This window comes from Actinoplanes palleronii, assembly GCF_016862315.1.
In the GTDB taxonomy this organism is placed as follows: Bacteria; Actinomycetota; Actinomycetes; order Mycobacteriales; family Micromonosporaceae; genus Actinoplanes; species Actinoplanes palleronii.
The window spans coordinates 43,383-62,486 of the sequence record NZ_BOMS01000037.1; the positions used below are offsets into that span (position 1 = coordinate 43,383).

Below are 19,104 nucleotides of genomic sequence, written 5' to 3' on the forward strand. Positions count from 1 at the left end.
GTGGAGGTGACCGGTGAAGCAAGCGCTCGAAGCGGAGTTCACCGCATTCGTCGCGGATCGGGGGCAGGCGCTGCTCCGGATCGCGCATGCCTTGACGGGGGACCGGGAGTCGGCCGAGGACCTGGTGCAGGGTGCGCTGGCCAAGGCGTACGCCCGCTGGCCGCGGATCCACGGCGAGGCGGAGGCGTACGTACGAAAAATCATCTACAACGACCGGATATCGGCCTGGCGCCGTCCCATGCGCCGCAACGAGGTGACCGTCGCCGACCTGCCGGAACGGCCGCAGGCCGGACGGCACGACCACGACGTGACCGAACGCCTCGCCCTGCGCGACGCGCTGCTGTCCCTGCCGGCCCGGCAGCGCGCCGTGCTGGTGATGCGCTATCTCGAGGACCGCAGTGTCGAGGAGACCGCGCAGGTGCTGGGCTGCCGCCCCGGCACGGTGGCCAGCCAGGCCTCCCGTGCCCTGGCCAAGCTGCGCGAGCTGGTCTCCGGCGTCGACGAGTGGACAAACCGGACGGGGGTCATCCGATGAGGCATTTCGAGGACAACCTGCGCGCCGCCGTCGAGGATCTGGCCCGCGCCGCGCCGGCGATGAACGACATGGCAGTGGTGGCCCGGATCCGCGGGCGCCGGATCAGGCGCCGCCGGCAGACCGTGCTGGGCGCGGCAGTGGTGCTGCTCGCCGGGGCGGTGATCACGCCGTACGTGGTCCTGGATGGACGCCGGGACGGCCAACGACCGCAACCGGTCGACTCGGTGCCGACCAGCAAGGCCCCGGTGGTCCCGCTGCCGAGCGGTCCGGTGACCGTGCCGGCGATCCGCGCGGACTGGTGGAAGGCGCCGATCGAGCTACCCGGCGGCGTGGTGGTCACCTCGGTCAGCCGACCGAACACCTACAACGATGACGGCACACCGACGTTCACCGGGGACACCCCGCAGGACGGCAACGTGGCCCTGAACCGCCTCACCGGCCGCTACCAGGTCTTCCCGGTCAAATACCAGGTGTTCGAGGCCGCGCCGAAGGGCCACTACGTCCTGGTCGAGGACGAGAGCATGGCGGGTGGCTACGTCCCGGTCGGCATCGTCGACGCGGCCTACAACGGCGCCCAGGTGCTCACCCACGGCTCCGGCCTCGGCACCGAGTGGTCACCGGACGGCAAGAAGGTCGCGCTGACCACGTCGCTCGGCAACCTGAGGATCATCGACGCGAAGTCCGTGACCGAGAAGGAGCGGGAGATTCCGGGCGGCCGGGAACTCTGCCCGGACACCTGCACGTTCACCTGGCTGCCCGGCAGCAAAGAAGTCGCGCTCCCGCAACGCGACCCGGACGTGGCCGAGTCCGAGTCCGTGCCGGACACGATAAAGGAGATCAAGGTGTTCTCCGCGGCGACCGGCAAACTGCTACGCACCCTGCCAATCCCGGGCGTCCCGACCGGCTCGGCGGCCTGGTCACCGGACGGTCGCTACGTCGCGCTCCGGCCGGACGCCACCGCACCGGACGGCACCCGGATCGCCGAGGTGGCGACCGGTCGGGTGGTCACCACGCTGCCACGGGCCGGCCAGGTCCGATTCCTCGCCGAAGACCAGATCCTGGCCTTGAGCGGCCTGGACGTGACGGTTTACGACCTGACCGGGACCGTGCGGGCGACCAGCCGGCTACCGGCGGACTTCAACAACCGCGAGGTCAGCCTAGGCATCAGCTGATCAAAAGGCGTCAAGAAATGTGGCCCTGCTCGCGGGCCCACTTGAGGAGCTCCGTCTCGGCCTCGTCGTGATCCAGCGGCCCCCGGTCGAGCCGGAGCTCCTTCAGGTATCGCCAGGCCTGCCCCACGATCGGGCCCGGCGGCACCCCGAGCAGCTCCATGATCGCGTTGCCGTCCAGGTCGGGGCGGACCTTGGCCAGGTCCTCCTCGGCCTCGATCCGGGCGATCCGGTCCTCGAGCGCGTCGTAGTCGGCGGCCAGCGCGGACGCCTTGCGCCGGTTGCGGGTGGTGACGTCGGAACGGGTCAGCTTGTGCAGGCGGGACAGCAGCGGGCCGGCGTCGGTGACGTAGCGGCGCACCGCCGAGTCGGTCCACTCGCCCCGGCCGTACCCGTAGAAGCGCAGGTGCAGCGCGACCAGCCCGACCACGTCGGAGGTGACGTCCTTCGGGTACTTCATCGCTTTCATCCGCTGCTTGGTGAGCCGGGCACCGACCACCTCGTGGTGGTGGAAGCTGACCCGGCTGTCCCGGCCGACCGCCTTGGTGGCCGGCTTGCCGACGTCGTGCATCAGCGCGGCCATCCGCAGCACGAAGTCGGGCGAGTCGTCGCCCTCGAGCCGCATCGCGTTGGTCACCACGATCAGCGTGTGCTCGTAGACGTCCTTGTGCTGGGCGTGCTCGTCGATCTCCAGCTTCAGCCCGGAGAGCTCGGGCAGGAAGCGGTCGGCCAGCCCGGTGTCGACGAGCAGCCGCAGCCCGGCGAGCGGGTCGGCGCTGCAGATCAGCTTGGTGAACTCGTCCCGGATGCGCTCCGCGGTGATCCGGTCCAGATCAGCCGCCATGTCCCGCATCGCCGAGATGACCGACTCATCCACAGTGAACTGCAGTTTCGCCGCGAAACGGGCGGCACGCAGCATCCGAAGTGGATCATCGCCGAACGACGCCTGCGGGGTGGCCGGCGTCCGGATCACCTTCGCGGCCAGGTCCTGCACCCCGCCGAACGGGTCGGTGAACTCGTGGCCGGGCAGCGACACCGCCATCGCGTTGATGGTGAAGTCCCGCCGCGACAGGTCGTCGAGCAGCGATGTGCCGTAGGACACCACCGGGTTGCGGGTCACCCCGTCGTACGCCTCGGCGCGGAACGTGGTGATCTCGATCCGCAGGCCGTTCTTCTGGATGCCGATCGTGCCGAACTCGCGACCGGTCTCCCAGATCGCGTCGGCCCAGCCGTGCACCAGGGTGAGCGTCTGCTCGGGGCGGGCATCCGTACAAAAGTCCAGGTCGTCGCCGAGGCGACCGAGCAGCGCGTCGCGGACGGAGCCACCCACCAGGTGTAACTCATGGCCGGCGGCGCCGAAGCGGCGCCCCAGCTCGTCGGCGACGGGTGACACGCGGAGCAACTCGGCTACCGCGTTCTGCTGGGCATCGTTCAACAAAGACATGGGATGACCAGGATATCGGCCATCGGTCCCGATTCGGGCGGTGGGTCTCCGCCCGATGGCGGCCGGCGACGCCGCCGGGCAGGATGGGAACGTGCCAGTTCCCGAGGCGCTGCGCCGACTGAGCCTGGACGCCGGGTTCTGGACGGGCGAGATCAGCGACACCGAACTCCTCCCCGACCTGCTCCGAGTGTCCTTCCCGGTGCTGGACGGCTACGCCCTCATCCTCGAGATCGAGCTGCCCTCCGGCGAGCGCACGCTCGGCCTGCGCCGGCCGTCGTCCAGCGAGCCGATCCAGCTGGGCTGGGCTCCGGCCGGCGGTCCGTACCCGGCCGCGCTGCGCTGGTGGGAGCTGGAGACGTGCGCCCGGGTGATCGCCTTGGCCGACCCGACCCTGCCGCACCCGGGGCTGGTGACCGCGCTGCTGTCGCCGTTCGCCCCGGCGACCGCCGACGACGACGTGCCGTCGGTGGCCGGGATCCGCGAGGCGGCGTACCGGTCGTTGCGCCGCCCGGTGCCGCCGCCCCCGCCCTCCGGTCCGGAGCAGGACCCGCTGCCGCTCTTCCGCGAGGACCGCTGGTGGCCGGTGCCGCCGGCGCCCTCACCGCAGGTGCTGGACGAGGCCGCTATCGCGGCACTGAGCGACCCGACGCAGGCGGTGGACCAGGTCCGCGCGGGCAAGCGGTTCCCGCACGAGGACCTGGCAGATTTGGTACGACGTGCCACCGCCCATCTGGACGCCCTGCCCCGGCGGGACTGGTACACCCTGACCCGCCCGCTGGCCCGGCAGATCACCGAGACCGGTGACCTGACTCCGGTGCGTGCTCTGCTCGGCGCGCTGACCGAGGCCGGGTGCGACCACCCCACCGTCCTGGACGCGCTGAGTGAGCCCCTGGTGGCGCTGGAGGCATGTTGGATGGTGGAAACCCTGGCCGGGGCCGAACCGGGCACCCTCCTGCGTCACCACGTGTGACGTTTTCTTCTATGGTGGCTCCAACATCGGTACGGCTCTGGAGGCAAGGGTGAGCGGCGGCCTGTACCGCAGTAACCACGCGGCGGACGGTTACCCGCGCCCGGAACAGGGCGTCACGGTCGTCTCCGTCGATGAACAGTCCGCCACGGCCAGCGGCGATCAAGCCCTGCCGCCGGAGAACGTCCCGCCCGCGAGCGACGACAGCGGCGGCAAGAGCACGGCCGGCCAGAGCGCGATCATGGCGATCGGCAGCATGGTCAGCCGAGTGATCGGCTTCGTCCGGACCGCCCTGCTCACCATGACCCTGGGCGGCCTGGTCGGCAACGCCTACACGAACGCGCAGTTCCTGCCGAACCAGATCTACGAGCTGCTGCTCGGCGGGATCCTCTCCAGTGTCCTGATCCCGCTGCTGGTCCGCCGCCGCAAGGAGGATCCGGACGGCGGCCAGGCGTTCACCCAGCGACTGCTGACCTTCGCCGTGGTGTCGCTGGGCATCGCGACCGTGCTGGTGGTCGTCGCCGCCCCGCTGATCACCGCGATCCAGTCCAGTGACGACGCCGACCCGGACTCCACCCGCCTGGTCACCCAGCTCGCCTACCTGATCCTGCCGATCATCTTCTTCACCGGCCTGTCCGGGCTGATCGGTGCGGTGCTCAACGTCCGCGGGCACTTCGCCGCGCCGACGTGGGCGCCGATCCTGAACAACCTCGTGGTGATCGCCACCTGCGGTGTCTTCATCCTGGCCTACGGCAGTAGCGGCGAGCTGACCCCGAAGAACATCACCGCGACGCAGATCGCGCTGATCGGCGGCGGCACCCTGCTCGGCATGGTGGTCCAGGCGCTCGGCCTGCTCCCGGCGCTGCGCAAGGTCGGCTTCCAGTTCAGGTGGAACTGGGCGCCGCGCTCGCTCGGCCTGCGCGAGATCGGCCAGCTGGCCGGCTGGATGCTCTGCTACGCCGGCGCCAACCAGCTCGCCGTCTTCCTGGTGGTCCGGGTCCTCACCAAAACGGCCGGCGACAACAACCCCAGCACGCTGGTCTACAACAACGTCTTCCTGCTGATCATGATGGCGCACGGCATCATCGGCGTGTCGGTGATGACCGCCCTGCTGCCCAAGATGAGCGCGGCCGCCGCCGAGGGACGGTACGACGAGGTCAGCGCGGACCTGAATCGTGGCATCAAGCTCACCTCCGCCGCCCTCGCCCCGATCGTGGTGATCTACGCGGTGCTGGGCGCTCCGATCGCGGTCTTCCTGTTCCAGGGCGCCCGGTTCACCAACGCCAACGCGCTGGCCACCGGCACGGTACTGACCGTGGCCGCGTTCGCCGTGCTCCCGCTCTCGCTCAGCTACCTCTGCACCTACGCGTTCTACTCGCTGCAGGGCAACAAGACCGTCGCGCTGATCAACCTGCCGGTGGTCGCGGTCCGGATCGGCGCCTACCTCGTCCTCGCCGAGGTGCTCAAGCCGGCCCTGCTGGCGGCCGGCATGACCGCGGCCAACGGGATCTCCTACCTGGTCTCGGCGTTGATCTCGCTGGCCGTGCTGCGCCGCCGGATCGGCCGGCTGAACCTCGGCACGGTCGTCTCCGCGCTGATCCGGGTCGCAATCGCGGCCGGTATCGCGGCCGCCCTGGGACTGCTCGTCCTGCACTTCCTGCCCGGCTCCGGCGCGCCCGACGGCCGGGTCCAGGCACTGATCCAGCTCATCCCGACCGGCGCGGTCATCCTGATCACCTACCTGGCCGCGGCGTACCTGCTGCGGGTTCGCGAGATCACCCAGGTCGTCGGCATGGTCCGTCGCAAGATCGGCCGCTGAATCACCCCGAGATCCACCAGACCCGCCCTGAACAGGGCCTCTTCCGCTGCACTGCCCGAAAAACCACCCGTTCGTACGGGGCCGCGCCCATGCCGCGCCGGGGGGACGACCTGCCGGACCATGGCTCCGTACGGGTATGGTCGTTCTCGGCATGTGCTCGGGAGCACCTTGTCCTGAGCACCAATACATGCACCACCTAGGGAGGACTGGTGACCCAGGTCGGCGAAGGCCACGAGACCGCGGCCGACGAGGCCGGACCGGTCTTGACCTTCGGTGCCCCCAGCGCCGGCGAGATCCTGGCCGAGCGTTACCAGCTCGAGCAGCACGTCAACAACGACAGCGCGGGCCGTCAGGTCTGGCGCGGGATCGACGTTGTGCTGCGCCGGCCGGTCGCGGTCGTGCTCCGGCACCCGGGCGGCGATTCCGCTGCCGAAATGCTCCAGGCCGCGGTCGCGGCGAGCCGGGTGCTCCACCCCAATCTGGTCGGCGTCTACGACGCGATCGACGAGCAACAGCGGGCGTATGTGGTTCGCGAGTGGGTCGACGGCGAGTCGCTGCGTGACCTGATCGCCGCCGAGGGCCCGCTGGACCCGTCGCGGGCGATCACCATCGCCCGCTCGGTCGCCGACGCCCTGACGTCGGTGCACGCCACCGGCATGATCCACGGCAACGTGCACCCCGGCACCACGCTGATCGGCGACGACGGCCGGGTGGTCCTGGCCGACGCGCGCGCCGATGAGGCGGACAGTGTCGAGGCGGACATCCGCGCGGTCGGCGGCATCCTGTATTTCGCGCTCACCGGCCGCTGGCCGCACGCCGAGGTCGGCAGCTCCGCGCTGCCGGACGCGACCCGCGACAGCGCCGGCAACCCGGCTGCCCCGCGGCAGGTCCGGGCCGGTGTTCCGGCCTATCTCGACGACCTGACGATGGACCTGCTGGACCGGCGGGTCGCTCCGCCGGCCGCCGAGGCGCTCACCTCCGAGCTCGGCCGGCTCGACTCGGCCACCGAGGACGAGGAGTTCGAGGACGTCGGCCCGCTCCGCTTCGTGCAGGGCGGCGGCGGTTCCGCCGAGCCGACCCGCAGCGCGCGGAAGATCCTGATCGGCGTCGGCGCCCTGGTCGTCATCGCCATCATCGGCCTGGTCTTCGGCATCAACGCGATCAACAACTCCAGCAAGCCGACGGCCTCGGCCTCCACGCCCGCGGGCACCGACGCGGGTGCCCAGCCCGGCGCGGACGGCGACCCGTCCGCCGCTCCGCAGGGCGACCCGGTCAAGATCCCGCTGACCGCGGACATGGTCCGGATCGTCGACCCGCCGAAGGGCGGCCGTGGCGACACCGGCAAGTCGCAGTACGTGGTCGACGGCGACAAGAACACCGCCTGGGAGATGTCGTACTACAAGCAGCCGAACTTCGGCGGCCTGAAGGACGGCATGGGCGTGCTGATCCACCTGCCCAAGGCCCGCACGCTCGCCTCGGTCAGCGTCGACGTCTCCACCCCCGGCGCGGCCATCGACATCCGGACCGGCACCACCGACCCCGGTGACACCTCCAACGGCGACAAGCAGATCGTCAAGACCTACACCAAGCTCAGCGACGCCGACACCGAGGCGAACCCGGGCACCAAGGTGAACCTGTCCGGTTTCGACCCGGACAAGCAGTACCAGTACGTGCTGGTCTTCCTGACCAAGCTGCCGCCGAACGAGGACGGCCAGGGCTTCAAGGTCAACGTCAACGAGATCGAGCTGTACGGGTACTGAGACACCAGCCAGAAAGAAGAACAGGGCCGCCCGGCGACAAGGGCGGCCCTGTTTTCTTGGCCCAGGCCTGACCACCACGGGCCGCGCCCGCATGGCATACATTGCTGGCGTGACTTTCCGGGACGTACCGCCCGGCGGGACCGGCGCGGATGTGCCGAGCGACGCCGAGCTGGTGCGTGCCCACGTCGAGGGTGATCCGCAGGCGTTCAACGAGCTGGTCCGGCGGCATCGGGACCGGCTCTGGGCGGTCGCGCTGCGCACCATCGGGGACCGCGAGGAGGCCGCCGACGCGGTGCAGGACGCGCTGCTGTCGGCGCACCGCGCGGCGGCGAAGTTCCGCGGCGACTCGGCGGTCACCACCTGGCTGCACCGGATCGTGGTGAACGCGTGCCTGGACCGGATCCGCCGGCGGCAGGCGCACCCGACCGTGCCGCTGCCGGACGGCTCCCGGTTCGACGACGACCGGTCGTCCGGTCCGGAGCCGGCCGCTCCCGCACCGGATCAGGACACCGTGCTGCTGGTCCGGGACGCCCTCGCGGCGCTGCCGGTCGAGCAGCGGTCCGCGATCGTGCTGGTCGACGTGCAGGGGTATCCGGTGGCCGAGGCGGCCGAGATGCTCGGTATCGCCGAGGGCACCGTGAAGAGCCGCTGCGCGCGTGGCCGGGCCCGGATGGCCCTCGCCCTGCGGGACGTGCGCGGCGAGGTCACCGGCGCGCCGAGTGACCCCGGGCACGGTGGGAACCGGAGCGACGGCGGCGACGTCTCATCCAGGTCGCGCGCGGTCACGCCGCTGCCGACCGGGCGTGAACGGAGGGAACAACGGTGACCGGCGCCGAGTTCCACGGGATCGACATCGACCTGCTGGCCGACTACATCGGCGGCGCGCTGGACGGCACCCCCGAGGCCGATCGGGTGGCCGCCCTGATCGCCGCCGAGCCCGCCTGGCAGGAGGCGTTTTCGCTGCTCGCGCCGGAGATGGCCACGGTCGGCGCGCTGCTCGGCGACCTGCCGGGCGAGCCGATGCCGGACGACGTCGTGGCCAGGCTGGACTCCGCGTTCGCCGCTCTGGCCCCGTCCGGAACCGCTCTCGGCATCGCGCCGGACGACGGCGGCGAGCACGTCGGGACCGCTCCGGACGTACCCAAAACGGTTTTGGATCTTGAAAAACACCGCCGTAGGCGCGGCGACCGCCGCTGGTTGCGCTTCGCCGCGCCGATCGGCATCGCCGCGGGCGCGATCGGCTTTTTCGGGTACGCCCTGACCGCCCCGCGGAGCGCGAACGACGACAGCGGCTCAGCCGACTCGGCAGCGGCACCCGCGGCCGGTGGCGTGATGGTGGCCGGGACCCCGGAGACGACGCTGGACAGCGGCACCGACTACACCCTGGGCACCCTGACCCAGAGCCTGAAACGCACCGCTGACGCCCCGCTGAGCGCCTCCGCGGATGTCCCGCAGGTCTCCCCGGACATCGCCGGTGTCCAGGAGCTGGACGTGCTGGCCCGGCTGCGACTGCCGGCCGCGCTGCTGAACTGCCTCAGCGCGATCGCCCAGGAGAACAGCGGTGGCACCCTGACCGCCCACTCGGTGGATTACGCCCGGTTCGACGGCGCGCCGGCCCTCGTGGTGCAGTTCAGCGCGGACAACGGCGAGTGGGTCTGGGCGAGCGGCGCCGACTGCGGATTGCCCGGTGTCGGCGCGGACACCCTCGGCCAAGTCCCGGTACGCTGACGGACGCCCCCTGGCGTGAGGTCGGACACGAGCCGGACCGGGGGGAATGGTGAATGCCTAGCATGACGTTCTAGCGTGCGACGTCGCCGTGCCCAACCGGCGTGCAAACAGACTTGAGGAGTCGGCAGTGGACGAGGTCCGCAATCTGATCATCATCGGTTCGGGGCCGTCCGGCTACACGGCGGCGCTCTATGCCGCTCGTGCCGAGCTGAAGCCCCTGGTGATCGAGGGCGTGCAGTCCGGCGGTGCGCTGATGACGACCACCGAGGTGGAGAACTTCCCCGGCCACCGGGACGGGATCATGGGCCCGGAGCTCATGGACAACATGCGGGCGCAGGCCGAGAAGTTCGGCGCCGAGTTCATCACCGACGACGTCACCCGCGTCGAGCTGTCCGACAAGCCGACCGAGGCCGGCACCGAGGGCCTCAAGACGGTCTGGGTCGGCGACCAGCAGTACTTCGCCCGCGCCGTGATCCTGTCGACCGGTTCCGCGTGGCGCCCGATCGGCGTGCCCGGTGAGCAGGAGCTGCTCGGCCACGGCGTGTCGGCGTGTGCCACCTGTGACGGCTTCTTCTTCCGCAACCAGCACATCGTGGTGGTCGGCGGCGGCGACTCGGCCATGGAGGAGGCCACGTTCCTCACCCGGTTCGCCGAGACCGTGACGATCGTGCACCGGCGGGACTCGTTCCGGGCCAGCAAGGTCATGCAGAAGCGCGCGCTCGACAACGAGAAGATCAAGGTCGAGTGGAACTCGGTCGTCGAGGAGGTCCTCGGCGACGACGGCAAGGTCGTCGGCGTCCGATTGAAGAACGTGGTTTCTGGGGAAACCAAGGTTCTCGACGTGACCGGCGTGTTCGTGGCAATCGGCCACGACCCGCGCAGCGAGCTCTTCAAGGGCCAGGTCGAGCTGGACGACGAGGGCTACGTGAAGGTGCAGTCGCCCAGCACCCGGACCAACCTCTCCGGCGTGTTCGCCGCCGGTGACCTGGTCGACCACACCTACCGGCAGGCCATCACCGCTTCCGGCACCGGTTGTGCCGCGGCGCTGGACGCCGAGCGCTTCATCGCTTCATTCGTCGAGCTGTAAGACCGGGAGGACCTGTCGTGGGAGCAACCAAGGTGGTCACCGACGCCACCTTCGCCAGTGACGTGCTGCAGTCCAAGAAGCCGGTGCTGGTGGATTTCTGGGCCGAGTGGTGCGTGCCGTGCAAGAAGGTCGACCCGCTGCTGGCCGAGATCGCCAACTCCGAACTGGGTGAGCAGGTGGAAATCGTCAAGGTCAACATTGACGAGAACCCGCAGACCGCGCTCGCCTACCAGGTGATGTCCGTGCCCACCCTGACCATCTTCAAGGACGGCGAGCGGGTCAACTCGGTGGCCGGCGCCAAGCCCAAGAGCTTCCTGGTCAACTTCATCGAGTCCGCGCTCTGATCGTTTTCGTCGTCTTTCGCAGGCCCCGCGTCCCCACCGGGACGCGGGGCTCTGTTTGTCCGCCGGAGTACGCTCCGGGAGGTCGTCCCTTTCTCGCCCCCAGGGAGTCGTGAGTGCGGTCCATTCGACGCGGAGACACCGGTCCTGCCGTTTCCGAGATCCGGTCAATTCTGGCCGGTCTGGAGTTGCTCGCCGACCGCGAGCCGGACCTCTTCGACGAAGCCGTGGAGAACGCGGTCCGTGCCTTCCAGCAGAGCCGTGGGCTCGGCGTGGACGGCATGGTCGGCGACGAGACCTGGGGGGCGCTGGACGGCGCCCGCTGGCGGCTCGGCTCCCGTGCCCTCTTCCACTCGGTGCCGGACGCACTGGTCGGTGAGGATGTCCACGCCCTGCAGGAGCGTCTGCTGGAGATGGGCTACGACACCGGCCGCGCCGACTCCATCTATGGCGCCCGGACCGCTCGCGCGCTCGCCCAGTTCCAGCGTGAGGTCGGCCTGGCGCCGGACGGGTCCTATGGTCCGCAGACCATGAAGGCGCTGCGCCGGCTGGGCCGCAAGGTGGTCGGTGGCCGCCCGCAGTGGCTGCGTGAGGCCGAGGCGTTCCGGCAGTCCGGTCCGAACCTGGTGGGCAAGACCATCGTGATCGATCCCGGCCACGGCGGCGGTGACGACACCGGTGTGGTGGTGCCCGACGGGCCGCTGCGCTGGACCGAGGCCGACCTGGTGTTCGACCTGGCCGCCCGGCTGGAGGGCCGGCTGGCCGCGGCCGGCATGCGGGTGCACCTGACCCGCGGCCCGCAGCCGGCCGCGCCGATGAGCGGCGCCGACCGCGCCGCCCTGGCCAACAGCCTCGGCGCCGACCTGCTGATCTCGCTGCACCTGGACGGGCACCCGACCGACGCCGCCGAGGGTGTGGCGACGTACCACTACGGCACCGGCAACGGGCTGAGCAGCACGGTCGGCGAGCGGCTGGCGGCGCTGGTGCAGCGCGAGATCGTGGTGCGCACCGGCATGCACGACTGCCGCACCCACGCCAAGACCTGGGAGCTGCTGCGGCTGACCCGGATGCCGACGGTCCGGGTCGACCTCGGTTACCTGACCTCGCCGGCCGACCGCGAGCGGCTGATCAACCCGTTGTTCCGGGAGCAGATCGTCGAGGCGATCCTGGCCGCGGTGCAGCGGATGTACTTCCCGGTCGAGCGGGACGTGCCGACCGGGTCGATCGACGTGCGGCAGCTCCGGATGGCGCTGGCCGAGCGGGCCTGATCTTCGGCTCTCGGGCAGCCTCTCAGGCGGCGCGGTTTCGAACTCTTGGGCGGCGCGGCTTCGAACTGCCCGCTCAGTTCTCCATCGAGCTGGTCGCGGGCATCGGGCGGAGGAGCTTCTCCGGGCTCATCGAGCCGAGGAGCTTCTCCAGCGCGTATTCCACGTCCGACTTCCAGGACAGCGCGGTGCGCAGCTCGAGCCGCAGTCGCGGATAGCGCGGGTGCGGCCGGACGGTCTTGAAGCCCACCGACAGGAAGAAGTCGACCGGGGCGACACAGCCACCCTCGGAGTCCTCGTCGGGTTTGGCATCACCGAACGCCTCGATCGCCTTCACACCGCGCTTCGTCAGGTCGCGGGCCACGCCCTGCACCAGCATCCGGCCCAGGCCGCCACCGGCGAACGCGGGCACCACCTTGGCCGTGGTCAGAATCGCGGCGTCGGCGCTGACCGGTGAGGTGGGGAACGCCATCGACCGGGGGACGTAGGCCGGCGGGGCGAACATCACGAACCCGGCCGGCATGCCGTCGACGTAGACCAGCTTGCCGCAGGAACCCCACTCCAGGAGGGTCTGTGACACCCAGGCCTCCTTGTCCAGACCCGGGTCACCGCTGGCGCAGGCGCGCTCGGCGGAGACCGGATCAAGCTCCCAGTAGACACACTGGCGGCACGGGCGAGGGAGGTCCTCGAGGGTGTCGAGGGTGAGATTGACCAGGCGGCGCGACATGGCGAACCCCTTGCGCTGGACTCGGAGCGGACCGGTGGGTAAGCACGGTCGCTCGTCCGCGCCCTGGGAAATCGTACGTCGCAACCCCCATGAACGGGAGCAGGTCGGACAACAGCTGACCCGTACGGACGGGTTCCGCCGATGTCCGCGCCGTTTAGGCTGGTCCCGAGCTGGTCGCAGAGATCAGCCGTTTCGTAGTGAGGTGAGAGCCGAATGACCGGTACTACCCAGGACGATTACACCGATCGGTACGCGCGCCGGGTGAGCGGGATGACCACGTCCGAGATCCGGGCCCTGTTCGCCGTCGCCAGCCGCCCCGAGGTGGTGTCGCTGGCCGGCGGGTCGCCGTACATCGCCGCGCTGCCACTGGACGCGGTCGGCGAGATGATGCAGAAGCTCGCCGCCCAGCAGGGCACCACGAGCCTCCAGTACGGCATCGGCCAGGGCACCGTCGAGCTCCGTGAGCGCATCTGCGAGGTGATGGCCCTCTCCGGCATCACCAATGCCTCCCCCGACGACGTGGTCGTCACGGTGGGCGGGCAGCAGGCCATCGATCTGCTGGCCCGGCTGTTCCTGGACCCGGGTGACGTGGTGCTCGCCGAGGGGCCGACCTACGTCGGCGCACTCGGCGTTTTCCAGGCTGCCCAGGCACAGGTGCACCACGTGGCCATGGACGCGGACGGCCTGATCCCGGAGGCACTCGAGGAGGCGATCGCGTCGCTGGCGCTCGCTGGACGCCGTGTGAAGTTCCTTTACACGATCCCGACGTACCAGAACCCGGCCGGCGTCACGCTGTCCGAGGAGCGTCGCGAGCGGGTGCTGGACATCTGCGAGCGGGCCGGGCTGCTGGTGGTCGAGGACGACCCGTACGGAATGTTGTCCTTCGAGGGCGAGGCCCCGCTGCCGCTGCGAGCCCGGCGCCGGGACGGGGTGTTCTACTGCAGCACGTTCTCCAAGACCTTCGCGCCGGGGCTGCGGGTCGGCTGGATCCTGGCGCCGCACGCCGTACGGGAAAAGCTCGTGATGGCGAGCGAAGCCAACATCCTGTGCCCGAGCGCGTTCGCGCAGGGCGCGGTCACCCAGTACCTGACGACGATGCCGTGGCAGGAGCAGATCAAGGTCTACCGCGAGGTCTACCGCGAGCGCCGGGACGCCCTGCTGAGCGCGCTGACCGACCTGATGCCGGCCGGCACCACGTGGACCCGGCCGGCCGGTGGCCTGTTCGTCTGGGCCACCCTGCCCGAGGGGCTGGACTCCAAGGCGATGATGCCGCGGGCCATCGCGGCGCGGGTCGCCTACGTGCCGGGAACGGGCTTCTACGCCGACGGGACCGGGCGGGGCAACATGCGCCTCAACTTCTCGTTCTCCGCGCCGGACCGGCTGCGTGAGGGCGTGCGGCGGCTGGCCGGGGTGATGGAACAGGATCTCGCCATGCGCGCTGTCTTCGGCGGCTCCGCCGCCATCTCGTCCCAGCGCCGCCGTGGTCCGGCCGCCGGCGACACTCCCGGCCCCGACTTGGCATGATCAACCACATGGGTACGCGTGACGAGTTGCGAGTGCTGGTGCTGGCGGGCGGACTTTCGTACGAACGAGACGTCTCCCTGCGGTCCGGCCGCCGTGTGTTGGACGCTCTCCGGTCCACCGGCATGACCGCCGAACTGCATGACGCCGACGTTGCACTGCTGCCCGCGCTGCAGGCGGACCCGCCGAACGCGGTGGTGATCGCTCTGCACGGGGCGACGGGTGAGGACGGTTCGCTGCGCGGGGTGCTCGACCTGTGCGGCGTGCCGTACGTCGGCGCCGACGCGCGGACCGCCCGGATGGCCTGGGACAAGCCGTCCGCCAAGTCCCGGCTGCGCGAGGCCGGCATCCCGACTCCGGACTGGGTGGCGCTGCCGCACGACCGGTTCTCCGAGCTGGGCGCGGTGGCGGTGCTGGACCGGATCGTGTCGCGGCTCGGCCTGCCGCTGATGGTCAAGCCCGCGCAGGGCGGGTCGGGGCTGGGCGCCGCCGTGGTCCAGGAGGCCGCGGATCTCCCGGCCGCGATGGTGGGTTGCTTCGCGTACGACTCCACGGCCCTGGTCGAGCAGTACGTCGCGGGCACCCGCCTGGCCGTCTCGATCATCGACCTGGGGACGGGGCCGGAAGCGCTGCCGATCGTGGAGATCGTCCCGCGGGACGGCGTGTATGACTACGCGGCTCGGTATACGGCTGGTCTGACCACGTGGCACGTGCCGGCTCGCCTGGAGGATGCGGTGGCCTCGAAGGTGACTGCGACGGCGTTGGCGGCGTATCGGGCTCTGGGGCTGCGGGACCTGTCGCGGATCGACGTGATCGTGGCGGAGGACGGGGAGCCACAGGTGCTCGGGTGCAACGTGTCACCGGGGATGACGGAGACGTCGTTGCTGCCGTTGGCGGTGCAGGCCGCTGGGGTGGATCTCGGGGCGGTGCTGGGGGCGTTGGTGGAGCGGGCGGTGGCTCGGTAGGAGCGGGTTTGGCTTGGGGCACGGATTCTTCGGGATCCGTGCCCTTTTGTTTTGCGCTTCTTCTGATCGCGGGCGGCGCTGGGGGCCGGGGGCGGTGTGCCGGTGGGTCGAACGGCTCGCTTGAGCTGGCTCATTTGAGTCGGGTTGTTTTGAGTCGGCTTGTTTGAGTCGGTCTGCTCTGCTCGTGCGCGGGTTGCTCGTGGCCGGTTAACTGGTGCCCGGTTGCTCGTGCCCAATTGCTCGTGCGTGGTTTGCTCGCGCGCGCGGCTTGCTGGTGCTCGGGTCGCTTGCTCGTGCCGTGCCGTGTCGGGCGGGCCGGTTGCGGGTTTGCCGTTTCGTTTCACGTGAAACGGCGCGGCCGCCGGAGGGGGTTCTCGGGCGCCCGACGCGTTGTATCGGCTTCGGGGTGCGACGGGTTCGGGCTACAGGTCGGTGCTTCCGGAGCCGGCTGCGGCGCTGCCCGCACCTGTGCTGAGCACTCCGGTGCCGACGTAGCCGGGGCGGCCTTCAGCCGTCTGCACAGTGTGGTCTTTTCCGTCTGAGGCGGTGCTGGTGGCCGCCGGATCGGTGCCGTCCATGGGGTCGGTGCTGCTCGTTGGCGTCACCGTGCTCGTTGGCGCCACGCTGGAGTTCCCCGGATCGGGGGATCCTCCGAAGAAACCCGACCCTGGGGCTGCCGCATCCGCTACGAGGCTGGATGCCGGGGCGCTTTCGGACGGCGAGGAGAACTCGTGGGCGGTGTCCCCCGGGGCGGCTGTGCCGGGCAGGCTGCCGGCCGTGGGTGCGTCGCTGTGTCGTACCCACGAATCCGCCGGAGGCGAAGCGGCCTGGACGTCGCCCAGCGTCGTCGGACGACGGGCCTCATCGCGGTCTTCTTCCGTGCCGGTCGGCGGGACCACAAAAGTCGACGGTGACTCCCACTGGATGTGGGCGGGCTCCGCATTGGCTTGGCCGCCGAAATCGGCCAGCCAGGCGGCCACGAGTGCCAGATTTTCCCGCCACTGGGGCTCGGGGATGACGGGGAGGATGTCGTCCCAGAGCGAGAGGAACGTCCCGCGGAGCTGCAGCCGGCCGTAGGGCCGCGCCAGGAACCACATGTGCAGGTGCGCCGAACCATCGCCCCACCGGTTGACGTGCACCCGCGCCACGCCGTCAAGTGAACGGATCGCGCGTTCCAGCCGGACCGTCATCACACCGAGCTCGGCGGCCAGGAGGTTGGGCAGGTCACCCATGTCGAGGTGTGACCGGCACTCCAGGATCAACACCATCGGCAGGCCGGTCGGGCGGTCCATCGCCCGCACCCGCCACCGCTCGGAAACCCAGATGTACGCGTCGTCGGGTGTAGCGCAGGCCACACAGTCGAGCCCGTCCTCACCACTCCGCGGCGGCTCGACATCCACCGGCGGCGCAAGCTTCTTGACCCGCATGTCGCCCTCGAACGGAAACGACGGCCAGCGAGTGAAGTCGGGCAGAGGCGCGGGGTTCTCGGGCACGACGTGACCTTAGCCCAGGTCAGGACGGGCTGTCCCGACCCAATTTCGCACGATCGTGGACGCCCTGCGGGGGGCTCCGCGCACCCGGGTCCACAGCACACTTTCCGGGCCCAAAACGTCGACGACAGTGAGCCTGCGACTCTCCACACACTTGACCCAAAGTTATCCACAGAAGTTATCCACAGGCACTCCCGTTTCACGTGAAACTCGACGTAGAACGCCTACACCCCCTGTGGATAGCGCAGTGGACGAAGCGCAGCGCATCGGCATCGTTTCACGTGAAACGGGTCCTTCCCCATCTTCAACAGGCGTCACACACAGGTTGTGGATAGTGGCGTCCACCCATGCGCATGTGGCCTTGAGGTGGGCCTGTTCGGGGGTCGGTGGGAGGTGGTTTCGGCGGAGCCTGACCGCGCCAGGTCCAGGCGATCGCCGGCTGGCGGATTCACGTGAAACCAGCGGGATTCGCGGGGTTGGGCCCACAGCGTTCACGGGTTCGCGTTCGGTGTTCGCGGCTGGCGGGGTATCGGGTGGTCATCACTCTGGGCCCGAGGTCGGGGCTTAGCGGGGGCTTAGTGCGCGGCGCCTCGGGGAGGCTGGGGCAGTGTTCGGAGCCGCGGTAGAACGACGCAGGGCCGGGCGCTCGCGGCTGGGCTCACGGCTGGGCTCAGAGGTTGCTTGCGGCTCGCCCACATGCCCTTCCACGCCCGACCTGAATGTCTTTCGCTATTGGCCTCGTCGTCGGGAGCTCGGTGCGGGCCCTGCGCCGCGGGCCAGCCTGGGGTCGGCTCCTGCTTTGGACTCAGGGCCGATCCCCGAAGTCCGGGCTCGGGGCTCAGGGCACAGGGCACAGGGCACAGGGCACAGGGCACAGGGCCGACCCCCGAAGTCCGGGCTCTGGGGCTCCGGGCCCCGGGGTCGGTTGAACAGCAGAAGCTCGGCGCTGGCTCAACCTCCGGGCCCAGGTCGACCCAACCTCTTGGACGCCGACCGCACGCTTACCCTCCAAGCGCGGGCCGACTCACCCTCCAAGCGCGGGCCGACTCACCCTCCAAACGCGGGCGGGCCAATCTTCCAAGGAGGCAGGCCGGGCCGTTCTTCGGGGCGCGTGGGCCCAGCCAGTTTCGAAGCTGGGGGAAGCCCAGCGTCTGGGGCTCGAGGACCAGGCCCATCGACGGTCCTCATAGGACCGGCAACCTTCGACACTTCTGGCTAGCCCGCTGCCGGGCGTCTGGCTGACCGCTGCCAGGCGTCTGGCTGACCGCTGCCGGGCGCTCGTGGCCGGTCCAGCACGCGAGAATCAGTACTGAACCACGTTCAGTTCAAGGTCAGCTTGGACCCAGGCGCGGAGGCCTGCGCCAACCGGGCTCGCTAGGTGCAGGCGAGGAAGGGCACCACGCCGGCCCCTGAAATCCGGCGGGCCAGGAAGCCCAACCCGGGAAGCTCAGCCGTGGGCCGAGCGTGTTGCCCCACCCAGGTGTATCAGGCGTCGCAGTTCGGTTCGAAGCCGTTGCAGGCGGGCACAGTAGGCCCGCCGCGCACGGAGCCTCTCAGTAGCCTGCAGCCCAGTAGCCCGCAGCACACCGGGCTAAGTCAGACAGCCCAAACTTCAACAGCCTGCCGGAATCGAACCGCCCGGGTAGACCGCCGCTCGCGGGCCCCGCCTCCTATCCACTGTCGCCGGCACTCCCCCTCTCCACAGACAGCCACCCCCTCGCCCCGAGGCTGCCCGCGCTGCAGGCGACCAACCAGTCGGTCGGAAACCTGGCCACCAAGAGTGGCCCCGCCAGGAAGCAAAGGCAGCCGGCCCAACATCAGACGACCGCACTCGGAGCGAAGGCCAAGGAATCAGGGCTAGTCCTATGCCCGATTCGCGCGCGACCTGGATGCGTTTCCGGGGCCGAATTTGAAGCAGGCAAAGGCCGAAGCTGGAGTGGCAAAGACCTCGGGCCGGCCGGCACAAGCCGCTGTCCCCCGCCGACGTTCGTGTCGAGATCCAGAAGCATCCGTGAGACACCTGCTCTCAGCTCCCGGCCCATATAAATCGGTTGCCAGTACCGCGGCGTCCCCACCTCGGATCCAATTCGGTCATGCCGGGCATCCCCCTGCTCAACCTCGGCTCGGGTTGACCAAAGCCCCGACCGACCCCAGCTGAGCCCAGCTCCTCAAATCAGGTCCCGAGCGGTCCTGAGCTCTTCCCCTATTCAGCCCAGACCTCGGCTCGGCTCGGCTTGGCTCGGCTTGGCTCGGCTCGGCTCGGCTCGGCTCGGCTCGGCTCGGCTC

15 protein-coding genes are annotated in these 19,104 nt (G+C 70.0%); 12 read left to right on the forward strand and 3 right to left on the reverse strand.

Annotated elements, in window-relative coordinates; genetic code table 11:
- The first annotated feature begins 13 nt into the window (after positions 1–13).
- Positions 14–535 carry a SigE family RNA polymerase sigma factor gene (locus tag Apa02nite_RS13360; protein WP_067702068.1) on the forward strand — a complete coding sequence of 174 codons (522 nt, stop codon included), beginning with the start codon at positions 14–16 and terminating at the stop codon, positions 533–535.
- The gene (locus Apa02nite_RS13365; protein WP_203825294.1) at positions 532–1,707 is read left to right on the forward strand and encodes a WD40 repeat domain-containing protein; all 1,176 of its coding nucleotides are present in this window, start codon (positions 532–534) and stop codon (positions 1,705–1,707) included. Before Apa02nite_RS13360 ends, Apa02nite_RS13365 begins: the two co-directional genes overlap by 4 nt.
- Positions 1,708–1,717: 10 nt before the next feature.
- Here the strand turns inward: Apa02nite_RS13365 and Apa02nite_RS13370 are convergent, their stop codons facing one another.
- Positions 1,718–3,148: a CCA tRNA nucleotidyltransferase gene (locus Apa02nite_RS13370; protein WP_203825295.1), complete on the reverse strand. Its 1,431-nt coding sequence runs from the start codon at positions 3,146–3,148 to the stop codon at positions 1,718–1,720.
- A gap of 91 nt (positions 3,149–3,239) precedes the next feature.
- Between Apa02nite_RS13370 and Apa02nite_RS13375 the strand changes: the two genes are divergently transcribed.
- From Apa02nite_RS13375 to Apa02nite_RS13410, 8 genes are all read left to right on the forward strand, one after another.
- The gene (locus tag Apa02nite_RS13375; RefSeq protein ID WP_239164294.1) at positions 3,240–4,118 is read left to right on the forward strand and encodes a hypothetical protein; all 879 of its coding nucleotides are present in this window, start codon (positions 3,240–3,242) and stop codon (positions 4,116–4,118) included.
- A 49-nt stretch (positions 4,119–4,167) separates the two neighbouring features.
- Positions 4,168–5,934: a murein biosynthesis integral membrane protein MurJ gene (gene murJ, locus Apa02nite_RS13380; protein ID WP_203825296.1), complete on the forward strand. Its 1,767-nt coding sequence runs from the start codon at positions 4,168–4,170 to the stop codon at positions 5,932–5,934.
- A gap of 209 nt (positions 5,935–6,143) precedes the next feature.
- Complete coding sequence (locus tag Apa02nite_RS13385) at positions 6,144–7,694, forward strand: protein kinase family protein (RefSeq protein WP_067702053.1); 1,551 nt, start codon at positions 6,144–6,146, stop codon at positions 7,692–7,694.
- A 91-nt stretch (positions 7,695–7,785) separates the two neighbouring features.
- The gene (gene sigM, locus Apa02nite_RS13390; protein ID WP_203825297.1) at positions 7,786–8,520 is read left to right on the forward strand and encodes an RNA polymerase sigma factor SigM; all 735 of its coding nucleotides are present in this window, start codon (positions 7,786–7,788) and stop codon (positions 8,518–8,520) included.
- Positions 8,517–9,422 (forward strand): RsmA family anti-sigma factor, encoded by a 906-nt coding sequence (locus Apa02nite_RS13395; RefSeq protein ID WP_203825298.1) that lies wholly within the window; start codon positions 8,517–8,519, stop codon positions 9,420–9,422. Before sigM ends, Apa02nite_RS13395 begins: the two co-directional genes overlap by 4 nt.
- Positions 9,423–9,549: 127 nt before the next feature.
- Positions 9,550–10,509 (forward strand): thioredoxin-disulfide reductase, encoded by a 960-nt coding sequence (gene trxB / locus Apa02nite_RS13400; RefSeq protein ID WP_067702044.1) that lies wholly within the window; start codon positions 9,550–9,552, stop codon positions 10,507–10,509.
- Between the two features lie 17 nt (positions 10,510–10,526).
- Positions 10,527–10,853: a thioredoxin gene (gene trxA / locus Apa02nite_RS13405; protein ID WP_067702040.1), complete on the forward strand. Its 327-nt coding sequence runs from the start codon at positions 10,527–10,529 to the stop codon at positions 10,851–10,853.
- 113 nt (positions 10,854–10,966) lie between these two features.
- Complete coding sequence (locus Apa02nite_RS13410) at positions 10,967–12,118, forward strand: N-acetylmuramoyl-L-alanine amidase (RefSeq protein ID WP_203825299.1); 1,152 nt, start codon at positions 10,967–10,969, stop codon at positions 12,116–12,118.
- 73 nt (positions 12,119–12,191) lie between these two features.
- On the opposite strand, the gene Apa02nite_RS13415 is transcribed toward Apa02nite_RS13410, so the two are convergent.
- Positions 12,192–12,842 (reverse strand): GNAT family N-acetyltransferase, encoded by a 651-nt coding sequence (locus Apa02nite_RS13415; RefSeq protein WP_067702034.1) that lies wholly within the window; start codon positions 12,840–12,842, stop codon positions 12,192–12,194.
- Positions 12,843–13,055: 213 nt separating this feature from the next.
- Between Apa02nite_RS13415 and Apa02nite_RS13420 the strand changes: the two genes are divergently transcribed.
- On the forward strand, positions 13,056–14,366 hold the full coding sequence (locus tag Apa02nite_RS13420; protein WP_203825300.1) for an aminotransferase-like domain-containing protein: 1,311 nt from the start codon (positions 13,056–13,058) through the stop codon (positions 14,364–14,366).
- Between the two features lie 8 nt (positions 14,367–14,374).
- Entirely contained in the window at positions 14,375–15,328 is a 954-nt protein-coding gene (locus Apa02nite_RS13425) for a D-alanine--D-alanine ligase family protein (protein WP_239164295.1), read from the forward strand.
- 422 nt (positions 15,329–15,750) lie between these two features.
- Here Apa02nite_RS13425 and Apa02nite_RS51010 read toward each other — a convergent pair whose 3' ends face one another.
- Complete coding sequence (locus Apa02nite_RS51010; protein ID WP_425548388.1) at positions 15,751–16,821, reverse strand: hypothetical protein; 1,071 nt, start codon at positions 16,819–16,821, stop codon at positions 15,751–15,753.
- Between the last annotated feature and the right edge of the window lie 2,283 nt (positions 16,822–19,104).

Coding starts and splice junctions, on each gene's coding strand:
- Apa02nite_RS13420 (WP_203825300.1), top strand. CDS start 13,056: ATGACCGGTACTACCCAGGACGATTACACCGATCGGTACGCGCGCCGG.
- Apa02nite_RS13415 (WP_067702034.1), bottom strand. CDS start 12,842: ATGTCGCGCCGCCTGGTCAATCTCACCCTCGACACCCTCGAGGACCTC.
- sigM (WP_203825297.1), top strand. CDS start 7,786: ATGGCATACATTGCTGGCGTGACTTTCCGGGACGTACCGCCCGGCGGG.
- Apa02nite_RS13370 (WP_203825295.1), bottom strand. CDS start 3,148: ATGTCTTTGTTGAACGATGCCCAGCAGAACGCGGTAGCCGAGTTGCTC.
- Apa02nite_RS13425 (WP_239164295.1), top strand. CDS start 14,375: ATGGGTACGCGTGACGAGTTGCGAGTGCTGGTGCTGGCGGGCGGACTT.
- Apa02nite_RS13365 (WP_203825294.1), top strand. CDS start 532: ATGAGGCATTTCGAGGACAACCTGCGCGCCGCCGTCGAGGATCTGGCC.